This is a genomic window from Mesorhizobium sp. YR577, assembly GCF_900116595.1.
Classification (GTDB): Bacteria; Pseudomonadota; Alphaproteobacteria; order Rhizobiales; family Rhizobiaceae; genus Mesorhizobium_M.
In genome coordinates this window covers 168,966-194,533 of record NZ_FPBI01000013.1, presented here as the reverse complement: position 1 = coordinate 194,533, position 25,568 = coordinate 168,966, and the positions used below count along the sequence as shown (strand labels likewise).

17 protein-coding genes and 1 pseudogene are annotated in these 25,568 nt (G+C 61.0%); 7 read left to right on the top strand and 11 right to left on the bottom strand.

Features of this window, described 5'->3' with window-relative positions; translation table 11 throughout:
* Positions 1 to 267: 267 nt before the first annotated feature.
* Complete coding sequence (locus BM413_RS19945) at positions 268 to 1,773, top strand: ABC transporter substrate-binding protein (RefSeq protein WP_091916256.1); 1,506 nt, start codon at positions 268 to 270, stop codon at positions 1,771 to 1,773.
* A 70-nt stretch (positions 1,774 to 1,843) separates the two neighbouring features.
* The gene (locus BM413_RS19940; RefSeq protein WP_091916254.1) at positions 1,844 to 3,073 is read left to right on the top strand and encodes a metal-dependent hydrolase family protein; all 1,230 of its coding nucleotides are present in this window, start codon (positions 1,844 to 1,846) and stop codon (positions 3,071 to 3,073) included.
* 12 nt (positions 3,074 to 3,085) lie between these two features.
* On the opposite strand, the gene BM413_RS19935 is transcribed toward BM413_RS19940, so the two are convergent.
* From BM413_RS19935 to BM413_RS19915, 5 genes are read right to left on the bottom strand one after another with little or no spacing between them, the layout of a single operon-like run.
* Positions 3,086 to 4,606: a M81 family metallopeptidase gene (locus BM413_RS19935; protein ID WP_091916252.1), complete on the bottom strand. Its 1,521-nt coding sequence runs from the start codon at positions 4,604 to 4,606 to the stop codon at positions 3,086 to 3,088.
* 23 nt (positions 4,607 to 4,629) lie between these two features.
* Positions 4,630 to 5,907: an NAD(P)/FAD-dependent oxidoreductase gene (locus tag BM413_RS19930; protein ID WP_091916245.1), complete on the bottom strand. Its 1,278-nt coding sequence runs from the start codon at positions 5,905 to 5,907 to the stop codon at positions 4,630 to 4,632.
* Positions 5,904 to 6,572 (bottom strand): VOC family protein, encoded by a 669-nt coding sequence (locus BM413_RS19925; RefSeq protein WP_091916244.1) that lies wholly within the window; start codon positions 6,570 to 6,572, stop codon positions 5,904 to 5,906. The genes BM413_RS19930 and BM413_RS19925 overlap by 4 nt, the downstream gene beginning before the upstream one ends.
* Positions 6,573 to 6,579: 7 nt before the next feature.
* Positions 6,580 to 8,565 carry a hydantoinase B/oxoprolinase family protein gene (locus BM413_RS19920; RefSeq protein WP_091916242.1) on the bottom strand — a complete coding sequence of 662 codons (1,986 nt, stop codon included), beginning with the start codon at positions 8,563 to 8,565 and terminating at the stop codon, positions 6,580 to 6,582.
* Positions 8,562 to 10,661, bottom strand: coding sequence for a hydantoinase/oxoprolinase family protein (locus tag BM413_RS19915; protein ID WP_244537935.1), 2,100 nt, complete (start codon positions 10,659 to 10,661; stop codon positions 8,562 to 8,564). The genes BM413_RS19920 and BM413_RS19915 overlap by 4 nt, the downstream gene beginning before the upstream one ends.
* Before the next feature lie 185 nt (positions 10,662 to 10,846).
* On the opposite strand from BM413_RS19915, the gene BM413_RS19910 reads away from it, so the two are divergent.
* Positions 10,847 to 11,857: a LacI family DNA-binding transcriptional regulator gene (locus BM413_RS19910; RefSeq protein WP_091916233.1), complete on the top strand. Its 1,011-nt coding sequence runs from the start codon at positions 10,847 to 10,849 to the stop codon at positions 11,855 to 11,857.
* A gap of 61 nt (positions 11,858 to 11,918) precedes the next feature.
* Here the strand turns inward: BM413_RS19910 and BM413_RS19905 are convergent, their stop codons facing one another.
* From BM413_RS19905 to BM413_RS19890, 4 genes and pseudogenes are all read right to left on the bottom strand, one after another.
* The gene (locus tag BM413_RS19905) at positions 11,919 to 15,821 is read right to left on the bottom strand and encodes an autotransporter domain-containing protein (protein ID WP_210188942.1); all 3,903 of its coding nucleotides are present in this window, start codon (positions 15,819 to 15,821) and stop codon (positions 11,919 to 11,921) included.
* A gap of 666 nt (positions 15,822 to 16,487) precedes the next feature.
* Positions 16,488 to 17,261, bottom strand: a pseudogene (locus BM413_RS19900) (ABC transporter ATP-binding protein).
* The gene (locus BM413_RS19895; RefSeq protein WP_280141845.1) at positions 17,258 to 17,581 is read right to left on the bottom strand and encodes an iron chelate uptake ABC transporter family permease subunit; all 324 of its coding nucleotides are present in this window, start codon (positions 17,579 to 17,581) and stop codon (positions 17,258 to 17,260) included. Before BM413_RS19895 ends, BM413_RS19900 begins: the two are co-directional and overlap by 4 nt.
* Positions 17,582 to 17,660: 79 nt before the next feature.
* Positions 17,661 to 18,509: a LysR family transcriptional regulator gene (locus BM413_RS19890; protein ID WP_091916231.1), complete on the bottom strand. Its 849-nt coding sequence runs from the start codon at positions 18,507 to 18,509 to the stop codon at positions 17,661 to 17,663.
* A gap of 89 nt (positions 18,510 to 18,598) precedes the next feature.
* Between BM413_RS19890 and BM413_RS19885 the strand changes: the two genes are divergently transcribed.
* Positions 18,599 to 19,600 (top strand): bile acid:sodium symporter family protein, encoded by a 1,002-nt coding sequence (locus tag BM413_RS19885; protein ID WP_091916230.1) that lies wholly within the window; start codon positions 18,599 to 18,601, stop codon positions 19,598 to 19,600.
* 7 nt (positions 19,601 to 19,607) lie between these two features.
* Here the strand turns inward: BM413_RS19885 and gpmI are convergent, their stop codons facing one another.
* Complete coding sequence (gene gpmI / locus BM413_RS19880) at positions 19,608 to 21,149, bottom strand: 2,3-bisphosphoglycerate-independent phosphoglycerate mutase (protein ID WP_091916229.1); 1,542 nt, start codon at positions 21,147 to 21,149, stop codon at positions 19,608 to 19,610.
* 301 nt (positions 21,150 to 21,450) lie between these two features.
* Positions 21,451 to 22,872: an MFS transporter gene (locus tag BM413_RS19875; protein ID WP_091916224.1), complete on the bottom strand. Its 1,422-nt coding sequence runs from the start codon at positions 22,870 to 22,872 to the stop codon at positions 21,451 to 21,453.
* A gap of 124 nt (positions 22,873 to 22,996) precedes the next feature.
* Here BM413_RS19875 and BM413_RS19870 point away from each other — a divergent pair, with 124 nt between their 5' ends.
* The 3 genes from BM413_RS19870 (at position 22,997) to BM413_RS19860 (ending at position 25,559) form a co-directional block, all read left to right on the top strand.
* The gene (locus BM413_RS19870; RefSeq protein WP_091916222.1) at positions 22,997 to 23,827 is read left to right on the top strand and encodes an IclR family transcriptional regulator; all 831 of its coding nucleotides are present in this window, start codon (positions 22,997 to 22,999) and stop codon (positions 23,825 to 23,827) included.
* 116 nt (positions 23,828 to 23,943) lie between these two features.
* Positions 23,944 to 24,783: an ABC transporter ATP-binding protein gene (locus BM413_RS19865; protein WP_244537934.1), complete on the top strand. Its 840-nt coding sequence runs from the start codon at positions 23,944 to 23,946 to the stop codon at positions 24,781 to 24,783.
* The gene (locus BM413_RS19860; protein WP_244537933.1) at positions 24,780 to 25,559 is read left to right on the top strand and encodes an ABC transporter permease; all 780 of its coding nucleotides are present in this window, start codon (positions 24,780 to 24,782) and stop codon (positions 25,557 to 25,559) included. Before BM413_RS19865 ends, BM413_RS19860 begins: the two co-directional genes overlap by 4 nt.
* The last annotated feature ends 9 nt before the right edge of the window (positions 25,560 to 25,568 follow it).

The window sequence follows — 25,568 nt, the reverse complement described above, 5'->3', positions numbered from 1 at the left end:
AAGGCAAATGCCGGAATTGCGGCGATCCTGGCATTTCTTTCGCGGGGACGGAAAGGTCGGAATGGCTTTTCAATGTGGCTGCAAGTTTTAGAAAAACGGGCTGTTGCACTGTCATGAAGCCCATGTCAGGATTGAGACTTGATATTGCAATACAAGCATCTGAGATGTCAGATTGCAAGGTCAAACTTGAGCACATGCTCACTCCGGAAGGTGGTCAACTTTTAAAGTCGGGGGAACCGACGCGTCTGTTGGAAGAAAGATAAACCGATGCGCCTGAAGAATCTTGTACTTGCCGCGATGCTCGCGGCTTCATCGCTCACAGCATCACCATCCCTGGCCGCGGCCAAGGATCTGCTGGTGGTGGATTTCATTGCCGAGCCGAGTTCGCTCGACCCGCACGTGCAGTGGAACACCGATAGTTTCAATGTCTACCGCAATATCTTCGATAATCTGCTGACGCGCGACGATCAGGGCCAGATCGCGCCGCAGATCGCGACCGAGTGGAAATACCTGTCTGACACCGAGGTCGAGTTCAAGATCCGCGATGGCGTGAAATTCCATGACGGCAAGCCTCTTACGGCCGAGGACGTCGCGTTCAGCATCAAGCGTATTACCGACCCGGCCTTCGCAAGCCCCCAGCTCGGCCAGTTCAACCAGATCGCCGAAGCGGTGGCGAAAGATCCCACCACGGTGGTGGTGACGACCAAGGGGCCTTACCCTGTTCTGCTCGCACAGCTGACCAAGTTGTCGATCGTGCCCAAGCACGTGGTGGAATCCGTCAGCAAGGACGAGTTCAATCTCAAGCCGGTTGGCAGCGGTCCTTACAAGTTCGAAAACTGGAACCGTGGCGTCGAAGTGGTGGTGGCCCGCAACGACGACTACTGGGGTCAGAAGGGCGCATTCCCGAAAGTGGCCTTCCGCGCTGTGCCGGACGGCTCGACGCGCATCGCCAACCTGCAGTCCGGTACCACCGACCTTGCCAGCAACTTCAACAACGACCTCGCTGCACAGCTGGAATCTTCCGGCCAGGGCAAGGTGTTGCCGGTCAAGGGCGAACGCATCGCCTATTTCTCGCTCAACGTGAACAAGCCGCCGCTCAACGACAAGCGGGTCCGCCTTGCCATCGCACACGCCATCGACAAGCAGGGTATCACCGAAGGCATTCTCGGCGGTTTCGACACACCGTTAGACGAACTGACTTCGCCGGTTTCTTTCGGTTTCGTCGAAGGCATCAAGGCGCCTGAATACAACCCCGAAAAGGCCAAGGAAATCCTGGCCGAGGTGGGCGAAGCGGCCAAGGCCGAGATCACGCTCCTGACCACCCCGGTCTATGACCAGCGCGTGGTTCAGGCGATACAGCAGATGCTGACGGATGTCGGCCTCAATGTGAAGATCGAGTCCACGGACATGGGCAACTGGATGCAGCGTATGCAATCCGGCCCCGACACCATCCCCTCTTCTTCATTCGGCCGTTGGAGCTGCGGCTGCCAGGATGCCGACGGCATTCTCTATCCGCTTCTGCATTCGTCCAGCAATTGGGCAAACATCAAGGACGAGCGGATCGACAAGGCGCTGGATGAGGCGCGTTCCACAATCGACCAAGCCAAGCGATTGGAACTCTACAAGACGGTCCATCAGATCGTCGCCGACGAGAACTACGTCATCCCGCTTTACCAGGCTTCCGTGATCTACGGCGCGGCAAAGGAAGTCGAGTTCTCACCCTTGCCGAACGAAAACCTGTTCCTGAACCGTATCGGCTGGTCGGGCAACTAAAGCATTCACAACACTTGCGAACCGGGCGCTTCAGCGCCCGGTTTTGCCGTTTGAGGAGGAGCGCAGATTTATGAAGGGCCAGTCCGTGATTACCGTCATTGAAAACACCAATGTCGTCGATGTCAGCTCAGCTACCATCCTTCCCGACCGTCATGTCGTTCTGGAAGACGGGTTGATCAAGGCAATCGACGAGGGCAAGGCGCCGGCCAGCCTGGAGGCCCAACGCATTCCGGCCAATGGCGGCTTCGTCATTCCTGGACTGATCGACGCCCACGTTCACGTGACCGCTTACACGGCCAATCTCGGCGAGTTACCGCAGCAATCGCCGATGTACGTTGCCGCCCGCTCCGCGCAGGTGCTCCGCAGCATGATGAAGCGCGGCTTCACCACCGTGCGCGATGTCGGCGGGGCGGACTTCGGCATAGCTCGGGCGGTCGAGGAAGGGTTGTTCGCGGGGCCTCGCATCCTCTATGGCGGCAAGGCGCTGTCCCCTAGCGGCGGCCATGGCGACCATCGCGCGATGGGTGTCGACCGCGTCGACGAGGCCTATGCGCAGGTGAGCCTTGGTCGCCGCTGCGACGGCCTGGACGAAGTCCGCCGCGCTGCTCGCGACGAGATCCGCCGCGGCGCCCATCACATCAAGATCATGGCGAATGGTGGCATTTCCTCGCCCACCGACCGCATCAACTCAGATCAGTTCTCGGAAGACGAAATCGCGGCCATAGTCAACGAAGCAGCCATGGCCGACCTCTACGTCGTCTCGCACACCTACACGGCCCGTTCGGTGGCACGCGCAGTGCGCAACGGCGTGCGCTCTATCGAGCATGGCAACCTGCTCGATGAAGAGACTGTCGCACTGATGAAAGAAGCCGGCAGCTTTCTGACGCCGACACTGTCCTGCTTTCGCGCTCTTGCGGAGGTCGGGGCCGAAAGCGGCTTCCCGAAGGACCGGATGGACAAGATCAAGCTTGTGCTGGATTCAGGCATTCGCGCGGTGGAACTCGCCTACCGCGCCGGCGTGCCCATGGCCTACGGCACGGACCTCATCGGCCCCATGCACGACCGTCAGCTTCACGAATTCCAACTGCGCTCGGATGTCGTGCCACCAGCCGACCTCCTCCGGTCTGCAACAAGCACGGCGGCAGAGTTGGTCCGGCGGGAGAGCGAGATCGGCCATGTACGCCCGGGTTATCGCGCAGACCTCAACCTTCTTTCCGCCAATCCACTAGACAAGGGCGTCCTAGAGAACTTCGCCTCGTATCTGCGCCATACCATCAAGGGTGGCGTGGTCCAGGATTGATGCGGCCGACCGTCAGCTCCGGTGGAAAGCGATCTTGCATTCCGCCGCCACCTGCCGGTCCCATTCCGCCTTGTCGAGCTCTGCGAGTGGCAGGATCGTTGTGGCGCGCCGCGTAAAGGGAAAACGCCGCGCATCCGTCGAGGCATAACCGCCGCTGTCCACCACGAACACGCCCTGTTCAGCGAGTGGGGTGAACGACGTGCGGAAGTGGTTGCTCGACTTCACGTGGATGATCGCCTTGCTTTCCAGATTGATGCCCTGGCTGCGGAAGGCCTGCGTATCGTAGGCCTGGATGCGTTCGGTGACGACCGCGATATGCCCCGCCTCGCCCACGCGCAGCACAGCGCCCAAGCCGCCCTCAAGCAACTCACCATGCAGATTTGCACCTTCATTACGGTAGTGAACGTCCTCGACACGCTCCACCACGACGTCGGCGACGAAAGGCTTGCCGTCCCGCATCGCCCCCATTGGCACGCGACCGCGATTGCCAACGCCGATCGATTTGGCAGTCAAGACGGCGTCGCCGTCGACCATGAAACCAGCGGCAAACGGCAGCGCTTGCGCGGCGAGCGCGGCAAAAATGTCGGCGACATTGGCAACCCCGCCCGAGCCGGGATTGTCGCCGGCATCGCCGATGACGACGCGTCCCTGGGCAGCGCGCGCAAAAATCTCCGCCGCCGCTTCCTCGAAGGACGGCGCGGGCTGGGTGACCGCCTCTCGCCGCTGCCAGACCGCTTCCGCCATGTCCCGATAGGCCTGCCGCATGGCATCCTCGTCTGTTCCAGTCACCAGAACCGAACTGCCGACCTCGTCTGAATCGACATAGGGAAAACCACCCATGACGACGACGTCGGCAAGGCCCGGCCGCTGTTCGACTTCGTTCGCCAGCGACACCAGTTCAGAAAAAGGAAAGGCGTCGCTGGTCTGGGCGCTCATAGGGGCCGCGACCGGCAACCGGAAACGCCGCGTGCGCCAGGGCGTGGGATCAAGCGTGAGCTGCATGAGCTTCTTGCCGCGTGCATGGGTGTCGGCGTGCGGATAGAGCTTCCCGCCAATCACGACATCGACCACGTGAGGCAATTCCGGCTCGACATTGGCGTGGAAATCCAGCGGCACGGCAATGCGGACATTCGGCCCCACCACCGCCCGCACCTTCCGGGCCAGGTCGGTTTCCGGCGCAGCCACACCCTCGACCACCAGCGCACCGTGCAGAAGTAATGCCACCACGTCGACCGGGCCGCTGGTGGCGATTTCCTCGAGCGAGGCTATGATCTCCTTCACCAGCCGATGGTAGCCCGCGTTGTCCAGCGTCCCGCCTGGCAGGCAACCGGTACAGACGCCATAGGCAATGTCGTACCCTGCCTCATCGAGCGCCTGCGTGACGCCGCCGAGCCAATTGCTGGTGGAACCGAATTCGCGGCGCACATCCTCACCACGGAAATACTGAGCCGACAGGAAGCCTTCGTAAGATGCCTTGACGGGCGTGAATGCATTGGCTTCGTGGAAAAGCTGAATGACGGCGGCGCGGGGCATGGCGGAGCTCTTTCTTGCAATACTCAGATTTCGCGGCTGTCCTGCCAGCGCAGATAGGGCAGGATAAGGCGTGCTGTGCGGCTGACAAAGGGATGGTACGGCACAGGCTTGAGCGGTGTCGGACGCAGTGCCAGCTGTTCATCAGGAACGTCGCAGACCGCATCCGCAAGCACTTCGGCCATGGCACAGGCAAGCGCAAGCCCTCGCCCGTTGCAGCCGATCCATGTAGTGAGACCATCTGGCGTGCGGTGCAGGTGTGGCAGACGGTCGACCGTCATCGCAATGCGTCCACCCCAGAAGTCCGTCATGGTTGCCGCGGCGAGATCCTGCCTGAATGCGATCAGCTTCCGATAGATGAGACGCGGCAGGCGTTTGCCGGCAGCAAACTGCAGGGCGAGTGCTCCGCCGGAAACGATACGGCCCTCGCGGTCCTTGCGCATGTAACGCAAATCCTGCCGCGTATCGGAAAAGGCCTCGTCGCCGGGAAGCACCGTCTCGGCCAGCTTGCCCAGCGGCGCGGTCGCCGCCTGGTAGGAGGTGACCGGCACGATGGTCTGCGCGAGACCCGGCCAAAGGTTACCGGTATAGGCGGCGGTGGCGAGCGCTACCCGCGGTGCGCGCACCCGTCCGTCGGGTGTTGTGACGCTCCAGAGCCCGCCCTCGCGGGAAAGGGCAAGGGCCGGGCTGCGTTCGTAAACTGCAACGCGTTCTGTGGAAGCAGCGCGAGCAAGACCAAGCGCGAAGGCATAGGGATTGATGTGTCCACCGCTGCGATGCTCCCAGCCGCCGAAATAGGCTTGCGAGCCTATGCGCGCAGCCATGGCTTCCTTGTTGAGCGGACCCGCGAGGGCGCCGACCACCGCCCATTGCTCGGCCATTTTGCGTGCGCGCAGCTCACGCCCCGGCGAATGCGCCGGCTGCAACCATCCGGTTCGGCGTGCATCGCATTCGATGCCATGTTTTTCGATCAGCCCGAAGAGGCGGTCGGCCGCTCCCGCTAGCAGATCCAGGAACGGTTGCCCCAGCGTCTTGCGGATCGCATCGGGTCCGTGGCGGGTTAGTGCCGCGATCACCTGTCCGTTGGCGCGGCCAGATGCGCCGGCGCCAATCGTGGCGGCTTCGAGCACCACGACGCCGCGGCCACGCCGGCTGAGCTCCAGCGCTGTCGTGAGCCCGGCAATGCCGCCGCCGATGACAACAACGTCGGCATCCCGCACACCTTCGAGCTTGGGGGCAGAAAAGCGCTCGGCCGAGAGACGCTGCCAGAGCGGTGATGCCGGGTCTCTCGGCCAGGAGTTCATGATGCCTGCGCTTCCTCGATCAGAACGCCCGTAGCTTTATGGATAGCGGCCAGAGCCTCCCCCGGAACCGGACGGTCGAAAGCAATCGTAATCCGGCCCGGAGCACCCTCGGACACCGGCAAGGCAGGCCAGTTTCCGCCCATGAATGGCTCAAGTGCAGCACCTTGCGGGACCACAGCTGCCGTTATGCTCCGCGCTCTATTGGCATGCTGCAAGGCATGCGGCGACCACAGCAGTTCCGGCGTATGGTGCTGGCAGTACAGGCACTGGAGACCCGGTGTCAGATCAGGCGAGAGACGAATGACCGAGAAGCCAAGCTCTCCCTCAGGAACGGCCCGGGAAAAACGCCGTACCGGATCGGCTGCAAGGCCGCGCTGGGAGAGTTGCGTTGCCGTTTGCTCGATGTCGCTCGTGCCGAGAGCAATACCCTTGAGCCCCGGACCCGACTTGAGAAGCCTGCCCCATGCATCGCTGGCCGGCGTCTGCGAAACGATGCCCATCAGCTCGATATAGACTTGCGGCAGAACAATGCAGGTATTGGCCGTGCCGGAAGCCGCGCTGTGGCGGGTAATCGGCGTTGCCGTAAAACCCGCGTTAAGACAGGCTTTACGCGCCGCTTCCAAATCCGGGACGAGCACGACGAAATGATCGACGCCAAGCAGCATGCGGACCTTAACCCTTCAGGCTCGCGACGGTGCGAACGAAATCATCTCTCGCGTCAGCCTTCGCCTGCTCGTCCGCTCGTGCACGCGGGAACCCTTCCGGCAACTGGCCCAGCGTTTCTGCGAAAATATCGCGGCGGTATCTTTGGCGCCGCGCAAGCGGAAGCGTCAGGAGATACGCGTTGAGCGTATCCATTGCGCCAGCATCGAAGACGTCGTCCCAAGCCGCCCTCTCCGGACCAAAATCAACCACCCGCTCCTCGGTTGTCCATGCCGCACGCAAAGCCAGGGTGGCTGCTTCATCGACGGCATCCGCGACGATCACCACACCGTAGTTCTGCCGCGCGCCATCGATCGTCACGAAGCCGTTGAGCACGTCCGACAGGACCGAGGCGGGATCGCGCTCTCGCGGATTGCCCCAGCCGCCAGCGCCCGGTGTGCGGAAAGTGACGATGTCACCTGCGCCGACGTCCAGCACGTCGATCTTGCCAAGCCAACGTTCACCAGGGCTTCCTTCGTTGACCACAAGGCTGCCGGGCAGGCCCGGCCGTCCGCCGTTCCGCCCCCACGGGCGGAAAAGCAGACGCTCCATGCCGCGGCCGAGAACATTGGTCCCATCCTTCAGGATGCGGAATGACAGTTCCATTCCGCATCCGCCACGCCATCTGCCGGCACCGCCCGAATCCGGACGCAGGCCATAGCGCAGAATCTCAATGTCGAGTTCGGCTTCCACGGTCTCGACCGGATTGTTGGCAAGATTGGAAATGCCGGAGTCGCGGCCGTCGATTCCGTCCACGCCTTGCCGTGCACCGGTTCCGCCGATCATCGGCTCGACCACCTGAACGTTGCGGCCGCCCCTGTCGTTTGGCTCGGCGACGACCACCGGAATGACCGTACCGGAAGACGCAGCCGGCATAGCCGCAGGCAAAGCCAGACCCAGAGCACCATTGAGAACGTCGTTGACGCGAATGGCAGCAGCATGCCGCACCCCTGTTGCGGCCGGCTCGTCCGGATTGACGATCGTCCCGGCCGGTGCGGTGATGCTGACGGGACGCAGAAGTCCGGCATTGAGTGGCGCCGTGGGATCCAGCGTATGGATCATCGCTAGAATCCGCAGCGTCAGCCAGGCATGCGGGCGCCCGCGCGACGGTATGTTCATCGCGGCGGCGACCTGCGGGTCCGATCCGGTGAAGTCGAGATGGATCGTTCCGTCCCCTATCGTCAGGGCGAGCGAGAGCCGCACCGGCAAGGCACTGACGGCATCATCGTCGAGGTAATCCACGAAGCGGTATGTTCCGGCAGGTATCCGGCCCAACACGTCGCGCGCTTTCTTCTCGGCATAGGCGGTCAATTCCGCCTGGGCGTCCAGCAAGGTCTGCGCGCCATGCTGTGCGATTATCTGCCTGATGCGACGGCTGCCCGTATCGAGCGCGGCAAGCATCGCACGTATGTCACCCATATTCGCGTCGGGAGTCCGGCTGTTCGCGTTGAGAAAGAGGGCAACATCCCCATTCAACTCGCCCCCACGCATGAGCTTGACCGGAGGGATGCGTAACCCCTCCTGATAAATCTCATGGTTGGTGGGCGAGATCGACGACGGCACGCGGCCGCCAATGTCGGAGCAATGCACGAAGCACCAGCCATAGGCGACGATGCGGTCATCGTGAAAATAGGGCGCGATCAGCTGCAGATCGGGAAGGTGGGTGGCCAGGCCATGCGAATAATAGGGATCGTTTGTCAGTATGACGTCGCCCGGCTCGAGGTCGCCAACGGCCTCGATGGTGGGTGCACATTCCAGACCGACAAAACCGGAAACACCTATGGAACGCGGATAGGCGAAGAACCGACCATCCAACCCGGCAAGGGCACATGCGAAGTCAGCAGTCTCCTTGACATAGAGCGTGCGGCCCGTGCGTTGCAGGGTGACGCACATCTCCTCGGTGACGGCGGCAACCTTGTTGTTCAGTATCTCGAGCGTGACTGGATCGAGCTTCATCGACGTGCCTTCTCAAGATGCAGGTTGCCGAGAGCATCCACGCGGCCCGACCAGCCTGGCAGCACGACCACCGTGGTATCCTCCTGCTCCACCACGGCCGGACCCGAGAAACGCAGATCTGCCTGAAGCGCGGCGCGGTCGAGGACCGACGCTTCGATCCATGCACCTTTGTGAAAAATAGAACGGGCGCCCTTCACGGAAGCGGATGAGCCGGACACTGCAATGGGCCGATCGGGCATTTGTGGTGTGATGCCGATCGCTGCAAGCCTCACGGTGCCGAGTTCGATCGCGGCAGCGGCATCGCGAAAGCCGTATATACGCTCATGTTCTTCGTGGAATGCATCTGCAAGCCGGGTGGCATCAAGATCGGCACCAGGCAAACCGACCCGAAGTTCGTAAGCCTGTCCGGCGTAGCGCATATCGGCTGAATGTTCGAAACTGCGGGCCTGGCCTGCCCCTTCCGCGTCGAGCCAATCCGTTCCGTCACGGGTCAGGGATTGAAATGTCTCTGCCAGGCGTAGCGATGCGACCCCTTCGAGCGGTAGCCGCAGGCTGCGGACGAAATCCCGCCTGAGATCCGCGGCGGCTGCCCCCTGCGCACAGAATGTTCCTGCGGCCAGGGGGATGACGATGTGGGAGAGGCCGATCTCTTCCGCCAGCAAGCTTGCATGCGTGGGTCCTGCACCGCCGAACGGCATCAGGACAAAATCGCGCGGGTCCAGGCCTCGCTGCGCCAGAACCTTGTAGATGGAACTCGCCATCCCGGTCGTCGCCAAAGCGAGCGCGCCTTCCGCGGTCCTGGATGCGATCTCGGAAGCCGAACCGTCAAAGCCGAGTCGGCGTCCTGTCTCGGTGAGTGCCGCCTGTGCCGCATCGGAATCGAGAGACATTCGGCCGCCGAGAAAACCGGCAGGATTGATATAACCGAGTGCAACATAGCAGTCCGTTACAGTCGGCTCGGTACCGCCAAGCCCATAGGAAACCGGGCCGGGCTTTGCCCCGGCACTGCGTGGGCCGACCTTGATGATGCCGTGCGGATCGGCCCAGATGACCGATCCCCCACCGGCACCGATGGCGCTGACATCCACGACGGGAAGCACAAGCGGCAATCCCCCGACATATGTCTGGGTGGCGAGAGCCGGCGAGCCGGCCTTGGCAACAGCGATGTCGGACGACGTGCCACCCATGTCGAATGTGATGATGTCGGTCAAACCGACCTTCTGTGCGAGCCGGACAGCCGCCATCACCCCCGAGGCTGGACCCGAAAGGATAGTCTCGACGGGCCGCTCCATAGCCGAGGCAACATTGAGCGAGCCGCCATTGGATGCCGTCACGACTATCGGCGCCGTTATGCCCTCGGAGGCGAGACCATGGCGCAGATTTTCGAGATAGCGCTTGATGAGGGGCTGGACATAGGCATTCAGGCAGGCGACTAGCGTACGTTCATACTCACGGATCTCCGGCCAGATCGCAGCGGCAGACGAGACCGGCACGCCGGCTGCGAGAGAAAGCCGCGCTGCGATATCCGCCTCGGCTTGCGGCGCGGTATAGCCGTTGATCACAACAAGGGCTGCCGCCTCGACGTCGAGTGCCGAAAGCTGCGCCGCCACCTTTTCGATTTCCGCTTCGCTCGGCTCAAGCGTCATCTGCCCTTTCGCAGAGAACCGAGCCGCGATTTCGATTACCCGCGACCGCGGCACAAGCGGAACTTCCTTCGATGCGTGGAGATCGAAGGATGAAGGCATGCGTGAGCGCGCAATCTCCAGCACGTCGCGATAGCCTTGCGTGACAACAAGGCCGATACGCGCGCCCTTGCGCTGTATGATTGCGTTCAAGCCGATCGTGGTGCCGTGCATAAGGGCGGAAATGTCCTGGGGCTTCAGGCCAGCCTGACCCAGAAGTGCCTTCAATCCGACGATGAAGGCCCGAGACGGATCGTCCGGTGTCGATGGTTCCTTGTAGAAGACAAGCCGTCCGTTCCGCGGATCGGACAGCACGAAATCGGTGAACGTGCCGCCGACGTCGATCCCTATCCGCACAGCTGTCGACGATATGGGTGTGACCGACTCGGCCAACGGAGCACGCGTCGAGTTCAACGGAGAGCTCCGACCGGACAACTGGCTTGCATTGTGAATCTTGCCTGCGAAGGGTTTTAGGGTGATTGTAGCGCTACAATAGTTCTGACTTTCTAGAAGTCAACGCGCCGGAAAGATAGCCTCGCCTTTGCAAAAGACGGCCTGATTCTGGAAGAAATGCTCGCAATTGACGGAGAGAAGAGAACATGGCTTCTAGCGACGGCTTCCGGCGGATGGTGACGATGCGCGAGGTGGCGGAGGCGGCGGATGTATCGCCGATGACGGTATCCAATACCTTCCGCTATCCGGACCGTGTGCAGGAAGACACTCGCCAGCGCGTTGAGGACGTCGCGAGACAGCTCGGCTATGTGCCCAACATGTCAGCCGGGCATCTGGCGGCGGGAACGAGCCGCCTGATCGGCAGCACGATCCCTTCGGTAAAGAACTCCAGTTTCTATCAATATATCAGCGGTCTGGAGGAAGCGGCTGATGCTGCAGGAAAGAAGCTCGTCTTCATGCTGGTGGAATCGCCGGAGCAGGAATTCGAAGCGGTGCACGCCCTCATCGGACTGCGCGTATCCGGCCTGATCCTGATCGGCAATGAACACACGCAAGCCACGGTCGACCTGCTGCGACGGTCGGGTATCCCTCTGGTCGAGACCTGGCTGCTGCACGATCCGATCGACAAGGCAATCGGCTACGATATCGCCGCTGCGGTCCGGGCTGCTTGCCGGCATCATATAAAGGCCGGGCGACGGCGGATCGGTCTCGTCAGCCACGACGACCCGGCCTCGCGGCGGTTTCGCGAACGCCCGCCTGTCTTTCGTGCGGAAATGCACGCGGCGGGATTGCGCGACGACCTTATCGTGGATGTGGCCGAACCGCATGGATTTGAGGCCGGAAGCGAAGCACTGGATAGTCTTCTAAGTCTTGACAGCGAACTGGACGCAGTGATCTGCCCGACGGACATCGTCGCAGCCGGTATCATATTCGAATGCAATCGCCGCAGTATCGCAGTACCTCAGAAAATCGGCATAATCGGTTGGGGTGATTACGAAATTGCCTCGGCAATTGCGCCGAAACTGACGACGGTAAAGCCCAACCCAAAGGAAATCGGTTCAGGCGCCGTCGAGTTGCTTTTCCGGCAGGATGCTCAGTTGCCAGGACAGAGTGTGGACACCGGTTTTGACCTGATCGAGCGGGAGACCGCGTTATAGGAACTCACCGCGATATCGGGATCAACGGCAACTCGGTATCGTTGGCGTTGAACCCTAATACTCAAAACGCGACGCCGAGCTTTGCCTTGAAGCCGTGTTCTTGTGCACCTGAGCCGTATTGACCGGTGTAGGAGGCACTGATGCTGGCGTTGTCGGAAAGCTTGAGGTCGAGCCCTGCTTCGATAAGGGCGGCATTCCGGGCGATGGGAGTGCCGGCCACGGTGAAGGCATTGCTACCGGCAAAGGCCGCTGTGGAAAGCGGGGTAACGTCGCCGAAGGCGTGCCGCCACCCGAGCATGCCCTTTGCCGTTACTTCGACCGAACCGAGGCTGAAGGCCGATGCGGCATGCACACCCAGCGTGGTGAAAGTGACATCCGTGGTCTGGCTGGCGCCGGTCAGCGCTGCGGCAGCACCCTGCTCGGCAAAGCCTCGGCTGTTGAGGTTGACATAGGCGAGGTTGGCGAAAGGTTCGAAGCTGAACGCTCCAGTCTCGATGCCATAACCGAGCTCGCCGAAGAGCTGCGTCGTGCCGGCGCGGTAGTCGCCCTTGAGCTGATCGCTAAAGCCGGCAAACGCGACATCGCGACGGGTCTCGATGTCGTGCCGGCTACGGGCAAGGCCGGTGCGCAAGGCGAGCGCGCCCCACTGTGTGCCGCCATAGACGCCAATATGGTAGTTGTCGCTGTCGCCGGAAGAAGCACGGTCCTTGACGTCGAAGCTGGTGCGGCTGTAGCCGGCGAGCAAGCCAAGCCGCCAGTCACCCAGCATCGCATCGCCGCCGACGAGCAGGCCGCCGGTCGAGTGGTCGAGCCGGGCGGCATTGCCGTCGCTGCCGGCATGGCCCCAGGCGCCGAAGGCATTGCCCCAGACGGCAAGGCCGTGGCCGGAGGATGCGGGTGCCAAGTGCTGGCCGTCCGGCCCATAGGCCAGAACCGGGACTGGTGCTGCACCGACGCTTTCGAAGGCCGCGCGGATGCGGTCGTTGGCGGCATTGCGGATATGGACGGTATCCTCGATCAGCGCGGTCTTGGCCGAGGCATGAACCTCGCCCGAGAGACCGTCGAAGGCGGCACGCGCCTGCCCCGCGTCGAGCACGAGCAAGGCGTTGTAAAGCGCCAGCGATGCACCGCTCTGCTGCAAGCTGTCGAGCGCACCGGCGGTTGCAAGCTGGTTGCGGGTATCGGCAACCGTTCCGAACAGCGGCGGCCCCCCCGGCTCTTCCGGTTCCTCAGGCTCTTCCGGGCTTGTGCTCTTGATCTTGACGGTCAGATCCACCGTCTTGGCCTTGCGGTCGAGCGTCAGGTCGAGGAAGGCGGACTGGGTGAGCGGCGCGGCGAATGTTCCGCTGACGCCGTCATCGGCATTCAGGATCCGATATGTCTGGCCGTTCTGGTAGCTGACCTTAGGGTCAAGCGCCATCACCGAGACATTGCTGCCGGCAACTGTTGCCTTGCCGCTCACGTCGATACGGTCGGAGGTGCCCGTGCCGGCAATCTCGACCTGATAGGTCGAGCCGGCAGCCAGAGTGAGATCGCCATTGACCTTCAAAGTGCCGATCGAATTGCCCGGCGCGATAATGCCGCCGCTCTGGACAAGCATCGTTCCCAATGTGCCTGAGCCACCGAGGTAGCCGCCGGCGTCGACGGTGATCTGAGACGAAGAGGCGACCGAACCGTTGACGATCAGCCGACCCTCGGAGACGATGGTGTCGCCGGTATAGCTGCTGGTACCCAAAAGGGTCAGCGTGCCGGCGCCGACCTTGACGAGGGAGCCGCCTGTCAGGCCGCACCCGCACATGGGATCCTCATCAGCTATCTCGCCGGCGAACTCAGTCGAGGCGCCGCTGCCGCCGACGATGAGACGGTTTTCGCCAAGGAAGAACGTGCCGGTGCTGGTACCGGCGATCGAGCCGGCGGTGACGACGCCATCGCCATCGGCGCCATACGTGCTGCTGAAGTCGAAGAAGCCGCCATTCGCGATGAGAGCCGCGTTGCCGGCTGTAGCATGATCGCCGAAGTAGACGCCGTATGAAGCGTCCGTCGCGGTGATGGTCGCGTTGCCGGCGCTGCTCGCGCCGACGAAAACGACCATGCCATTGTTGGTGATGGCCACATTTCCAGCGCTGCTCGTGTCGTAGAAGCCAAGCGCACCATTGTTGGCGATGATCGCATTGCCAGCACTGCTCGTGTCGATAAAGAAGACGCCTCCATCGTTAGTGATGACCGCGTTTCCGGCGCTGCTCGTGCGCCCGAAGAAGACCACGTCACTGTTGACGATGGCCGCATTACCGGCGCTGCTGGTGTCGTAGAACATGATCCAGCCATTGTTTGTGATGGTGGCCGTACTCGCCGACGTGTGATTGTGGAAGGAGATCCCGTCGTCATTCTTAATTGTCGTAACACCGGTGAAGTCAGCGTTGACGATATCGATGATGCCATTATTGACGATCGAGCCGAGGATTGTTGTCTTCAGGCCACCCGGACCGCTCAGCGAACCGCCGACCGTCGTGCCCAGAACTAGCGTGCCATCCGAGACCGTCGTGCCACCCTGATAGCTGTTGATGCCTGTGAGGATGAGGGCTCCTTCGCCGACGACATCGAGGCCGCCGACGCCGTCGATACCAGCGTCGAGCGTCAGATTCGTCCAGTAGGCGGGGGCAAAGCTGCCGCCCGAAGCGCCGAGCGAGATGGCCCGGTCCGTTTCGATGTCGGCGAGCGTCCCCAGCGTGCCGCCATTGAGGATTAGCCGGCCGGTGGCTGCGCCGAGATTAGCGTCATCGGATATCGCGATCTTGCCCTGCGAAATGGTCGTGCCGCCGGAATAGCCGTTGGTGCCCGAAAGCTCCATCGTGCCCTCACCGGTCTTGGTCAGCGTGCCCGACCCGGAAATCATATTGGCAACCGTGAAAGTGTCCGAACGGTCGAAGACAAGCTGGCTGTTGTTGACGATGTCGCCCGAACCAAGCTCACCCGTCGTTCCGCCATCGCCGACCTGCAGCACCCCAGCCTTGATTGTCGTGGTGCCGCCATAGGTGTTGGCGCCGGTCAGGATCAGCGCGCCAGAGCCGGTCTTGGTGAGTGTGCCGCCGGCTCCGGCAGTGTCACTGACCACGCCGCTCAACGTCAGGTCAGCGTCAGTATCGACCGTAAGGTGCCCATTGACGGCACGTTGCAGAATTATGTCGTTGTCAAGCGTTACCGCCTTGTTCGCGCCCAAGGTTGCGTTTGGCCCAAGGGCTGTCAGTGTGCTGCCCGAAAGCGCCTTGTCGTTGCCGACAATCAGTGTTGCATTCCGCAAAAGCGTGGCGCCGCCATAGGTGTTCGCGCCGTTGAGAACCAGTGTCCCGCCTTCGATGCCAACGTGCCCGCCACTGATCGTGCCGTTCATGGTCAAGGTTCCGGTGCCCTGTTTCGTCAGGACACCAATGCTGCCGCTGTTCACATTGCCGTCGAAACTGGTGTTGATGCTTTGGTCGACGGTGAGGATGCCGTTGCCCAAGTTTACCGTTCCACTGCTGGTTCCTTGCAGAGAGGAGACGGCCTGCGAGTAGTTGCCCATGGCGAAAGTGCCATTGACGGCTAGCCCGCCACTGCCGGCTGCATTGTTCTGCCCCAGCAGCACCGTTCCGGCGGTGACGGTCGTACCGCCGGTATAAGTGTTGGCGCCCGACAGCGTCAGGGTGCCAGCGCCATCCTTTGTGAGCGTGCCGGACCCTGAAATCGTATTGGTAACGGTGAAATCGTCCGAGCGGTTGTAGACAAGCGCGCTGTTGTTGACGATATCACCCGAGCCAAGCTGGCCGGTCGTTCCACCATCGCCGACCTGCAGGACGCCTGCCGAGATTGTTGTTGTTCCGTCGAAACCCGTGAGGTTCCGGGTGATGATGATCCCATCGAGCGCTGCCGATGAGATGCCCGTCCAATAAGTGCCGGAATCAAAATTTGAGAAGGCAGTCGGAACCAATACATACTCGGTCGACGAGGACAGCCCCAGGCTGAAGAATGAGTTTAAGTTACCGCCGCTGTCGTCATCGGCGACCAATACATTGGACAGGGGGGCGGCAGGGTCAAAGCTGCCGGAATAAAGCACCAAGAATGGGTCACTAAGCGATTGGGCGCCCATTCGAAAATCAGTCGCACCATCGCCCAACGTCTTGAAGAAGAGTGTATTATATCGGATAGCGGATCCTGTGGTACCCGGGCGGTTGAATACTGCGCCGCCGGTCGTATCGCCCTCAAAGCGGATGTTTGTCTGCGCAAGGGTTGGGACAGAAAACAGACCGGAAAATGCAACGGTGCAGAAAAGCATCCGCATGCGGCGCCTGCTGACTGACGCATCGCAAATTATGGGCCGGTTCAGCCCTCCGGCCAGTTGGGGACGCTGCCCCGAAAGTCCCGCATTCCCTGCTATCCGCCGCCGCGGACGGCTCTCCCCGTCAGATACCATCGATAAAATCCCCTAAGCCCGCTTCAACCCATACAACTGATTTGGCGTCCGGCACAGCGGAAAAACAACCTTTCCGCGATTACTGCACATTGCCGGGAATTGAACCGTTTGTGGCTCAGGCTAATCTTGCGTTACTCGCGAAACTCGCGGTCAGTCGAGACAAACCGCACCGCCTCATCACGATCAGGCAATAGGCTGCGCGTAATAGACCCCGATTCGCTTGCCACCGATCTGCTCCACGGTGATATCGAGATCGTAGATTTCGGCCAGGACGTCCGGGCGGATCATTGCCTCGGGCGAAACCCTGATGGATCACCTTGCCGTCGCGCATGGCGACAAATGTGGTCGGAGTAGCAGGAGGCGAAATTGATGTCGTGCAATACCAGAACGACGGTCTTGCCAAGCTCGTCCACGGCGCGGCGCAGAAGCTTCATCATCGAAACCGCATGCTTCATGTCGAGATTGTTGAGCGGCTCGTCCAGCAGCATGAAGTCCGTGTCCTGGCACAGCACCATTGCCACGAAAGCGCGCTGGCGCTGGCCACCGGACAATTCGTCCAGGAAACGGTCGGCCAAGGTTTCGAGCCCGCGATAGGTGATCGCACGCTCGACGTGGTCGCGGTCCTCGACTGTTGGCCGGCCCTTAGAATGCGGATAGCGGCCGATGGTTGCAAGTTCACGCACGGTAAGCCGCGACGAAACGGAATTGTCCTGGTGCAGTATCGAAAGTGTACGTCCCAGCACGTCGCCTGCAGTGCCCTTCACATCCCAATCCGCCCACGACGATCCGGCCTCGATCCATTGGCAGAAGCCGGCTCACCATCGACAGCAGCGTCGATTTTCCAGCACCGTTCGGGCCGATGATCGAGGTGATGCCGCGCCTGGGCAGGTTCAGCGCGACATCGTCGACGACGACCGACTGGCCATATGCTTTGACTACATTCTCGATCTCGATCATCGCTTGGTCCTCAAAAGCAGAAGAATGAAAGTGATCCCACCCAGGAATTCTATGATGACACTGAGCGCGGTATTGAAGGCGAACAGGCGCTCCAGGACGGTCTGTCCGGCAACCAGGCATATGATCGCCAGGAGAATCGCCATGGGAAGGACAATGCTGTGCCTGGATGTGCCGGCAAGCTGATAGGCGAGATTGGCGACAAGTAGCCCGAAGAAGGTAACGGGGCCAGCCGTCTGGTTTGACAGGGCCCGTGATATACACGCGTCCCAGATCGTTATTGCGACGGCTGCGCTGGCCTTGATGACCGTTGAGAAGGCCAACGATGATAAATTCGAGCCATGGTACCGAAAAGCCGAGGCGTTTTGGGACTCGCGCTTGGAGTAATTATCGCGCAACGGCTCAGCGCAGGCCTCTCACCTTGATCAGAATATCTTCGGAAAGCGCCGAGACAAGCGCCCGGTCGGCACCCTTGCTCGGAATGAGGACGAACTCCACATCTTCCAACTGCGGCAGATGGCCGGAAGATATCTCCTTCAGGCCCGAGGGAGACATGCTCTGCGGCTGCACCAACACCCCCATGCCGGCGCGAGCGGCGGCGGTCAGCCCGCTGAGGCTTCCGCATGTGCAGACGATGCGCCACGGCATGTGATGCCGTTCCAGCACCTCCAGGGCGATGCTCCGCGTGACGCTCGGCGGCGGAAAGGCGATCAACGGCAAGGTCGCAAGCGACAGGACACGGTCTGGATCGCGGGCGAGCCAGACAAGCGGCTCCCGATAGACGAGCCGGCCGCGGGTGTCGCCGAGCCGGCGTTTCGCCAGGACAAGGTCGAGTTCGCCATTGTCCTGCATCTGGTAGAGCGCACCGCTGAGCCCGACAGTCAGCTCAAGGTCAACAGAAGGGTGAGACTGGATGAAGTCTTCCAGCACCGCCGGCAGGCGGCTGGTCACGAAGTCTTCCGACACGCCGAGCCTTAAGGTGCCGCGCAATTTTGTTGCGGTAAAGAGCGCCTGCACCTGGCCTTCTATCGACAGTATGGTCCTGGCGTGACCAAGCAGGGCCTCACCGTCAGGCGTCAGCACCACCTTGTGCGTATCCCGTGCCAGCAGCTGCCTGCCAATCGCCGTTTCCAGCTTGCGGATGTGCTGGCTGACGGTGGACTGCCCGAGTCCCAGCCTCTCTGCTGCGAACGTGAAGCTTCCCATCTGCTGAACGGTTACGAAGCTGCGAAGTTGGGCCAGGTCGAGCATAGATATCTCAAATCGCGATAACTGTTATTTCTTGTATCTCATTTCGTAATGATGGAAAAGAAGGTCATCCTTAGCTTTTGGAAGATCTCATGCGCCGCTTTCTGCCGGATACCTTTCTGATCCTGCTCTTGTGCACCGTCGGACTTGCCTCGGTTGTACCGGCAAGCGGGACGTTCGCGGCGTGGTTTGCGATCGCGACCAACCTGGCCATAGCGCTTCTTTTCTTCCTTCATGGTGCCAGGCTTTCGCGCGACGTGGTCGTTGCCGGCCTGCTGCACTGGCGCCTGCATCTCGTCATCCTCCTGACGACGTTCGGCCTGTTCCCTTTGCTAGGCCTGGCGCTAGGCTATCTGCCCTCCTCGATCCTGCCGCAGCCGCTTTACTTTGGCATTCTTTTCCTTTGCGTCCTGCCATCGACGGTGCAATCCTCGATCGCATTTACTTCGATGGCCGGCGGCAATGTCCCGGCAGCCATCTGCTCGGCATCCGCTTCCAACATCTTCGGCATGTTCCTGACCCCATTGCTCGTCGGGCTGCTTTTTTCCATGGGCGGACGCGGCGGGTTCTCATGGGATGCGGTGAGCCAGATCCTGGTGCAACTGCTCCTGCCCTTCGCGCTCGGCCAGATCCTCGAACCGAAGATCGGCAACTGGATACGCTCAAAAAAGAAGCTGCTGATGCCCGTCGATCGTGGCTCGATCCTGATGGTCGTCTATCTTGCCTTCAGCACGGCAGTGGTCGAGGGGCTGTGGCACATGTTCTCGCTGCGTGACATCGCCGTGGTGGTTGTCGCCGACATGGTGCTGCTCGGCCTGGTGCTTCTGTTCACGACCTATGGCAGCAGGCTCCTCGGCTTCAACAAGGCGGACCAGATCACGATCACCTTCTGTGGCTCGAAAAAGAGCCTCGCGAGCGGCGTGCCGATGGCCAATGTCATCTTTGCTGGCCAGGGCGTCGGCGCGATCGTTCTGCCGCTGATGCTTTTCCACCAGATACAGCTCATGACGTGCGCCATGATCGCCCAGAAATACGCCAAGGCAGCCCATCGATCTGCCCTGCCGCAAGCCGAGCCAGCGGTCTCAACGGTTTAGAGACCGATCACCGAGTCTCAGCGGTAACTGAGAAAAGCGGCTGGCCGGTCATCTTCTGGGGCCGTTCTATTCCCATAAGTGCGAGAATGGTCGGCGCGACGTCGGCAAGAATGCCTTCGTTCAAGCGCAGCACGTCGCTCCGCCCGAACAGAATGACGGGAACCGGATTGAGCGTGTGGGCTGTGTGGGGCGCACCGTTCTCCGGATCGATCATCGTTTCGCAATTGCCGTGGTCTGCGATGACCAGCAGGAATCCGCCCGCACGCTCGACACTCTGGCAAATCACACCCAGAGCGGCGTCGACGGTCTCCACCGCCGTTATGGCCGCTTCGAGGCTGCCGGTGTGCCCAACCATGTCTGGATTGGCGAAGTTCACGACAATGAAGTCGTATTCGCCGCCATCTATCGCTGCCACTACCTTGTCCGTGAGTTCCGGCGCGGACATCGATGGTTGCAGATCGTAGGTAGCTACCTTGGGCGACGGCACCATCAGGCGTTTTTCACCGGCATGGGGTGTTTCGCGCCCACCGTTGAGAAAATAGGTGACATGCGGATACTTTTCCGTCTCCGCCAGATGAAGCTGACTTCTGCCTGTCTTGGCGATCGTCTCGCTCAATCCGTCGTCGAGCGATTGAGGCAGAAAAAGCGTCTTCATCACCGCATTGAGTTCAGTTCCATAGGACGCCATGCCGATTGCCATCGCGATCCCGGGCTGGTTGTTCTTGCCCTGGAAGCCGCACGAGTCTGGGATGAGAAGCGCTGACAGGATTTCCCGAACCCGGTCGGACCGAAAATTGGCGCACAGGATAGCGTCCCCTTCGCCAAGACCGGCATAGTCGCCGATGACGCTCGGCAGTATGAACTCGTCTGTTTCGCCGCGCTGAGCAGCTATCTCGACTGCCTGCTGGGGGGAGGAAGCAGCAACGCCCTCACCGTCTACAATTGCCGCATATGCAAGTGAAATTCGCTCCCAGCGATTGTCGCGGTCCATGGCGTAGAATCGGCCGCTGACGGTCGCAATCGACGCGTCAGCCGGAAGAGCCTCGGCGAGTTGCCGAAGGAAGTCCCCAGCCTGTCCCGGCTGCGTGTCGCGTCCGTCCGTCCAGGCGTGTATGACCGAACGTATCCCAAGACTGGAAAGCGCTCGGGCGAGTGCCGCGATGTGATCCTGATGCGAGTGAACGCCGCCCGGGGAAACCAGCCCAAGGATATGGCAAGCGCCGCCCGTCCGAGCCAAAACTTCCGGCAGGCCGGTTTCAGCAATGAGTTTGCGCAAGGTGCCGTCCGCTACTGCAGCGTCAATGCGAGGCAGATCCTGCATGACGATACGCCCGGCACCAATGTTCAGGTGGCCGACCTCGGAATTGCCCATTTGCGCTTCCGGCAAGCCGACGGCTGGACCATGCGTCGTCAGGAAGGAATGTGGATGACGTGACCACAAACCATCGAAATTTGGGGTCCTCGCTTGCAAGACGGCGTTGCCGTGCACTTCCTCGCGCCAGCCCCATCCATCCATGATCATGAGAACAGTCGGTTTTTTGTTGGTCAATGTCTGTCTCTGCTGCTTGAAGCTTTCAATCCCTCCAAGCGCAATAACCACCGCAACTGTGGTTGTCATCCACAAAAGGGCGGTTCGCGCCGTTAGTGGCAAAGCTGCATATGCTGTTCCAATATCTGGATCGGCTCATTGGCGAGCGCGAGACCTTCGCTTCCACCTCATCTGCAATCGTAATTTTCGCTACCTAAACGATGGGCATTTTAAGGCAAGGCATCCGCTCACCAGCGAGCCTTCCGCGCATTCGCGGCCTCAATCCGAAACCATCGAGGTGACACCGCTGTTCGATGTGAGATCAGTCCCGCTCGCCCGACGGAAGATGCACACCTGCTGCATCTTCGCGACGGATCCTTGCAAAGCCGAAAGTGGCGATAAAAGGCAAGGCGGCGGCCAAGGCAAAGACGATTGAGAAGTGCTCATGCGTCAGCTTGGCACCGCCGATGAGTGCAAGCGCTGCCGCGCACCATGCCACCGCCATGCCCATGGCAAGCTGGTGGATTATGCCGCCAAGGCTGGATGCGGCACCGAGACGTTCCTGGCCGACCTCGGCGTAGGTGATGATGTTCAGCGTGTTGTACTGGATTGTCTGCACCGCACCGATCGCGATGATGTGACAGCAAAGCAGCCACAGCGGCATGTGACTGCCCTGAAAAGCGAGGCCCAGAATCAGAAGCGCTCCGAGCAGCGCGCTTCCCGCCAACGTTCCGCGAAAGCCAAGGTGCCGCACAAGACGGCCGTTGAAAGGCTTCGCAGCCAGAGAACCCAGAATTGCCATGGCGACAATCGTTCCCGATGTGCCCGGACCGTATCCCAGGACGAAATGCAGATAGAGCGGCAACAGGAAGGGAACTGCATTGAATCCCATCCGGCTGAGCCCGCCCACAACGCTGCCTGCCCGAAAGCTACGGCTTGAAAACAAGGTGATGTCCAGAAGCGCGTTTGCCGCCTTTCGTCTGGCATGCAGCCAATAGCCGATTAAAAGGACAATTGCGGCAACGGCCGGCACGACCACAAATCCACGCGAGGTGGCTGGCGCGTCAAGCATCTCGATTGCGATCTGCATAAGCATGACGCCGGGCGAAAGAATCAGGAAACCGCGCAGATCGAAACGCGCGCGCCGCGCGACCGCAACATCCGCCGGCACGATGATGAGCGCGGCCACCAAGCCGCCGACGACGATCGGTATGTTGACCACAAAAAGCCAGCGCCAATCCAAATGCGCGCTGATTAAGCCGCCGACCAGAGGACCGAGCAACGGACCAAACAATACGGGCGCGGTCATCAGGCCCATTGCAGCAATCAATTCATGGCGTTCGAAGCTGCGCAGCATGATCAGGCGGCCAACGGGCGTCATCATCGCGCCGCCCATGCCCTGCACGACGCGAAATGCGATCAGCGCCTCAAAACCCGGCGCAAGCGCGCATCCTACGGAACCCGCAGCATAAGTTGCGAGCGCCACAAGGAATATACGCCGCGTGCCAAAGCGGTTCGCCAGCCATCCGCTCGTCGGCATGAACAGCACCACGCCCAGCACATAGGCGGTAACCAGAAGCGAGAGCCGCAGGGGCTCTACACCAAGATCGTTCGCGATGACCGGAACGGAAATGATCAGCGCCGAGGTGTCGAACTGTTCGATGAAGAAGGCCAGCGCGACGATCAGAGGAACAATCCAGCGGCGGGAGTTCGCAGGTGCCGCTTTGGCGAGCGGATATGTCATTTTAAGCCTAATAAATAGGCAGTCTTATAAAAAGACCGCAATTTGTGCAAAAGTCGATTGACTGGATAGGAGATTCCATTAAACAATACAACTATCGTTTTTTATCTCATTTAGTGAGACGACTTTGGATAATTCAGACGCATCTCGCACCCTCGGACGGGCGCTCAGCGTGCTGCACGTCATCGCTGCAGACTCCCCCGAGCCAAAGAAGCTTGCCGAGGTGACGCAGTGCGTGGGCCTGCCCCGTGCCACCGTGTACCGGCTTTTGAACTGGCTCGCGGCCGAGGGTTTGATCGAGGCCACGGCCGCCGGTTATGTGATCGGCTCGACATGTTGGTCTCTCGGGCTGGCGGCAGAGCGACGCTTCAACATCGTCGATGTCGTGCGTCCGTCTCTGCAGCGCATCGCCGATGAGACGCATGACGTTGGGCTGTTCTCGGTGCGCATTGGTGCGTTAACGCGTTGCACCGCGCGGGTGGAGGGTGACTATCCGGTACTGCCGACCTCGGTAAGGCAAGGCTCCGTCCGGCCGCTGGGCGTAGGCGCACATTCCCTCGCCCAGCTCGCAGCCCTCGATGACGAGGAGATTTCGGCCGTTCTGGCTCAGACTATTACCGAGCGAGCGAGCGACTACCCCACCAACACCGACGGCTATCTCCTGGCGAAGGTCGCAGAGACCCGCCGGCAGGGCTTTGCCATTGCCGAAGGCGATATTGTTGCAGGCTGGGGAGGCCTTGCGCTTCCAGTGCGCGATCGATGGTCGAAAGTCATCGGGGCAATCAGTTTTGTAGCAGTTTCCGAGCGCCTTCTCCCTGCCAGACGCGGTTTTTTGCTGGAGCTGCTCGACGAGGAGCGGCGCCGGATCGAGACCGCGCTCGGCAAATCCGACCAACCAGCGCCGCCCTCGGCCATCTCAAATGAACACAAAGAGGTCGAACTCGATGTCGGCCCGTGAACCGCTTGGCGCGGCCGACGCCCTGATGCCCGGAGTATCCCGCTCCGTTTGAATAACACCCATTCTCTACCGCTTCACCTGCCTCCCCGGATGAAGCGGACGCAAGGATAAATGACATGATGGTTTCACCGCAGGCGAGCTTTTCGCCACCGCCAAATTCCGTACCTATTGCCGAAACACGCGAAGCCATCGTGCGCTTCGAAGGCGTGGAGAAGGCATTCAACTCCACCAACGGTCCTGTCATCGCCGTCCGCGACCTCAACCTTTCCGTCTATCGCGGCGAAATCCTCACGGTGGTCGGTCCGTCCGGCTGCGGCAAATCCACGATCCTGAACATGACCGCAGGGCTTTTCGCGCCGACGAACGGAACTGTGCGCTATGCCGGGGATAAGGTCGACGGCCCGAACCGCAAAACGGGCTACATGACGCAGAAGGATCACCTGCTGCCCTGGCGCACGGTCGAGGACAATATTTCCGTGCCGCTGGAAATACGCGGGTGGGACAGGAAGAAACGCGCCAACCGCATTGCCGAGCTTACCCAGCTCGTCGGCCTTGCAGGATTCGAGAAGGCCTATCCTTCCCAGCTCTCGGGAGGAATGCGCAAACGCACCGCGCTCGCGCGGCTGCTGGCCTACGACCCCGAAACACTGCTGCTCGACGAACCATTTGCAGCACTCGATCCGCAATTGCGCGCCAAGATGCAGTCCGAACTCGTGCGCCTGTGCCGGACCATGGCGAAGACCGTGATCTTCGTCACCCACGATCTCGACGAGGCTGTCGCGCTTGGCGACCGCTGCGCGGTCTTCACCCCCCGCCCCGGAACCATCCGGGAGATCGTGGATGTGCCGCTGCCAAGCGATCGTAACATTCTGCGCCTGCGCAACAACGAGACCTTCACGAAGCTCGCCGCCCGCTTGTGGGACATTATCGTTCCCGAAGAAGGAGAAGGCCTGTGAACCGTAATCTGCGACTTTTTGGGCTGCGCCTTCTCATCGTGCTGGTCACATGCGTGTTGTGGGAACTGAGCTCCGGCACCTTGTTCAACCCGTTCTTCATCTCCAGCCCAACAGAGGTCTGGGGCAATTTCTGGGGCTGGCTGTCCAGCGGTGCGCTGCTTCTTCATGCCGGCATTACAGCCACTGAGGCGTTTACGGGCTTTCTGCTGGGGTCGCTGGCTGGCATCGTGGTCGGCATCTCGCTCGCACGCGCACCGCTGCTTGCGGAGGTGCTCGATCCCTTCATCATGGCTTTCTACAGCCTGCCGAAAGTCGCGCTGGCGCCGCTATTCATCCTGTGGTTCGGGATCGGGATGGAGATGAAGCTCATCCTGGTGGCGACGACCGTCTTCTTCCTTGTCTTCATCAACACCTTCACCGGCGTGCGGCAGGTGGAGAAGGAATTGATCTCGATCCTCAGCCTGATGGGCGCAGGCGAAAGGCACATCCTCTCCAAAGTGGTGATCCCTTCCGCCGTCACCTGGGTGTTCGCCGGCCTGCGCATTTCGGTTCCCTACGCCCTCATCGGAGCAATCGTTGGCGAGATGATGGCCTCGAACCGCGGCCTGGGCTACCTGCTCGCCGACTCGGCAGGACAGTTCAACACCGGCGGTGTTTTCGCGGCGCTAGGGGCGATCGTGATCCTCGCTTTCATTCTCAACTACGTCGTCAGTATTGTCGAAAAGCTCGCTATGCCTTGGCAGTCGAGTAGCGAGCTGCGGGAGGTGGCGGTCTGACAAGACTGC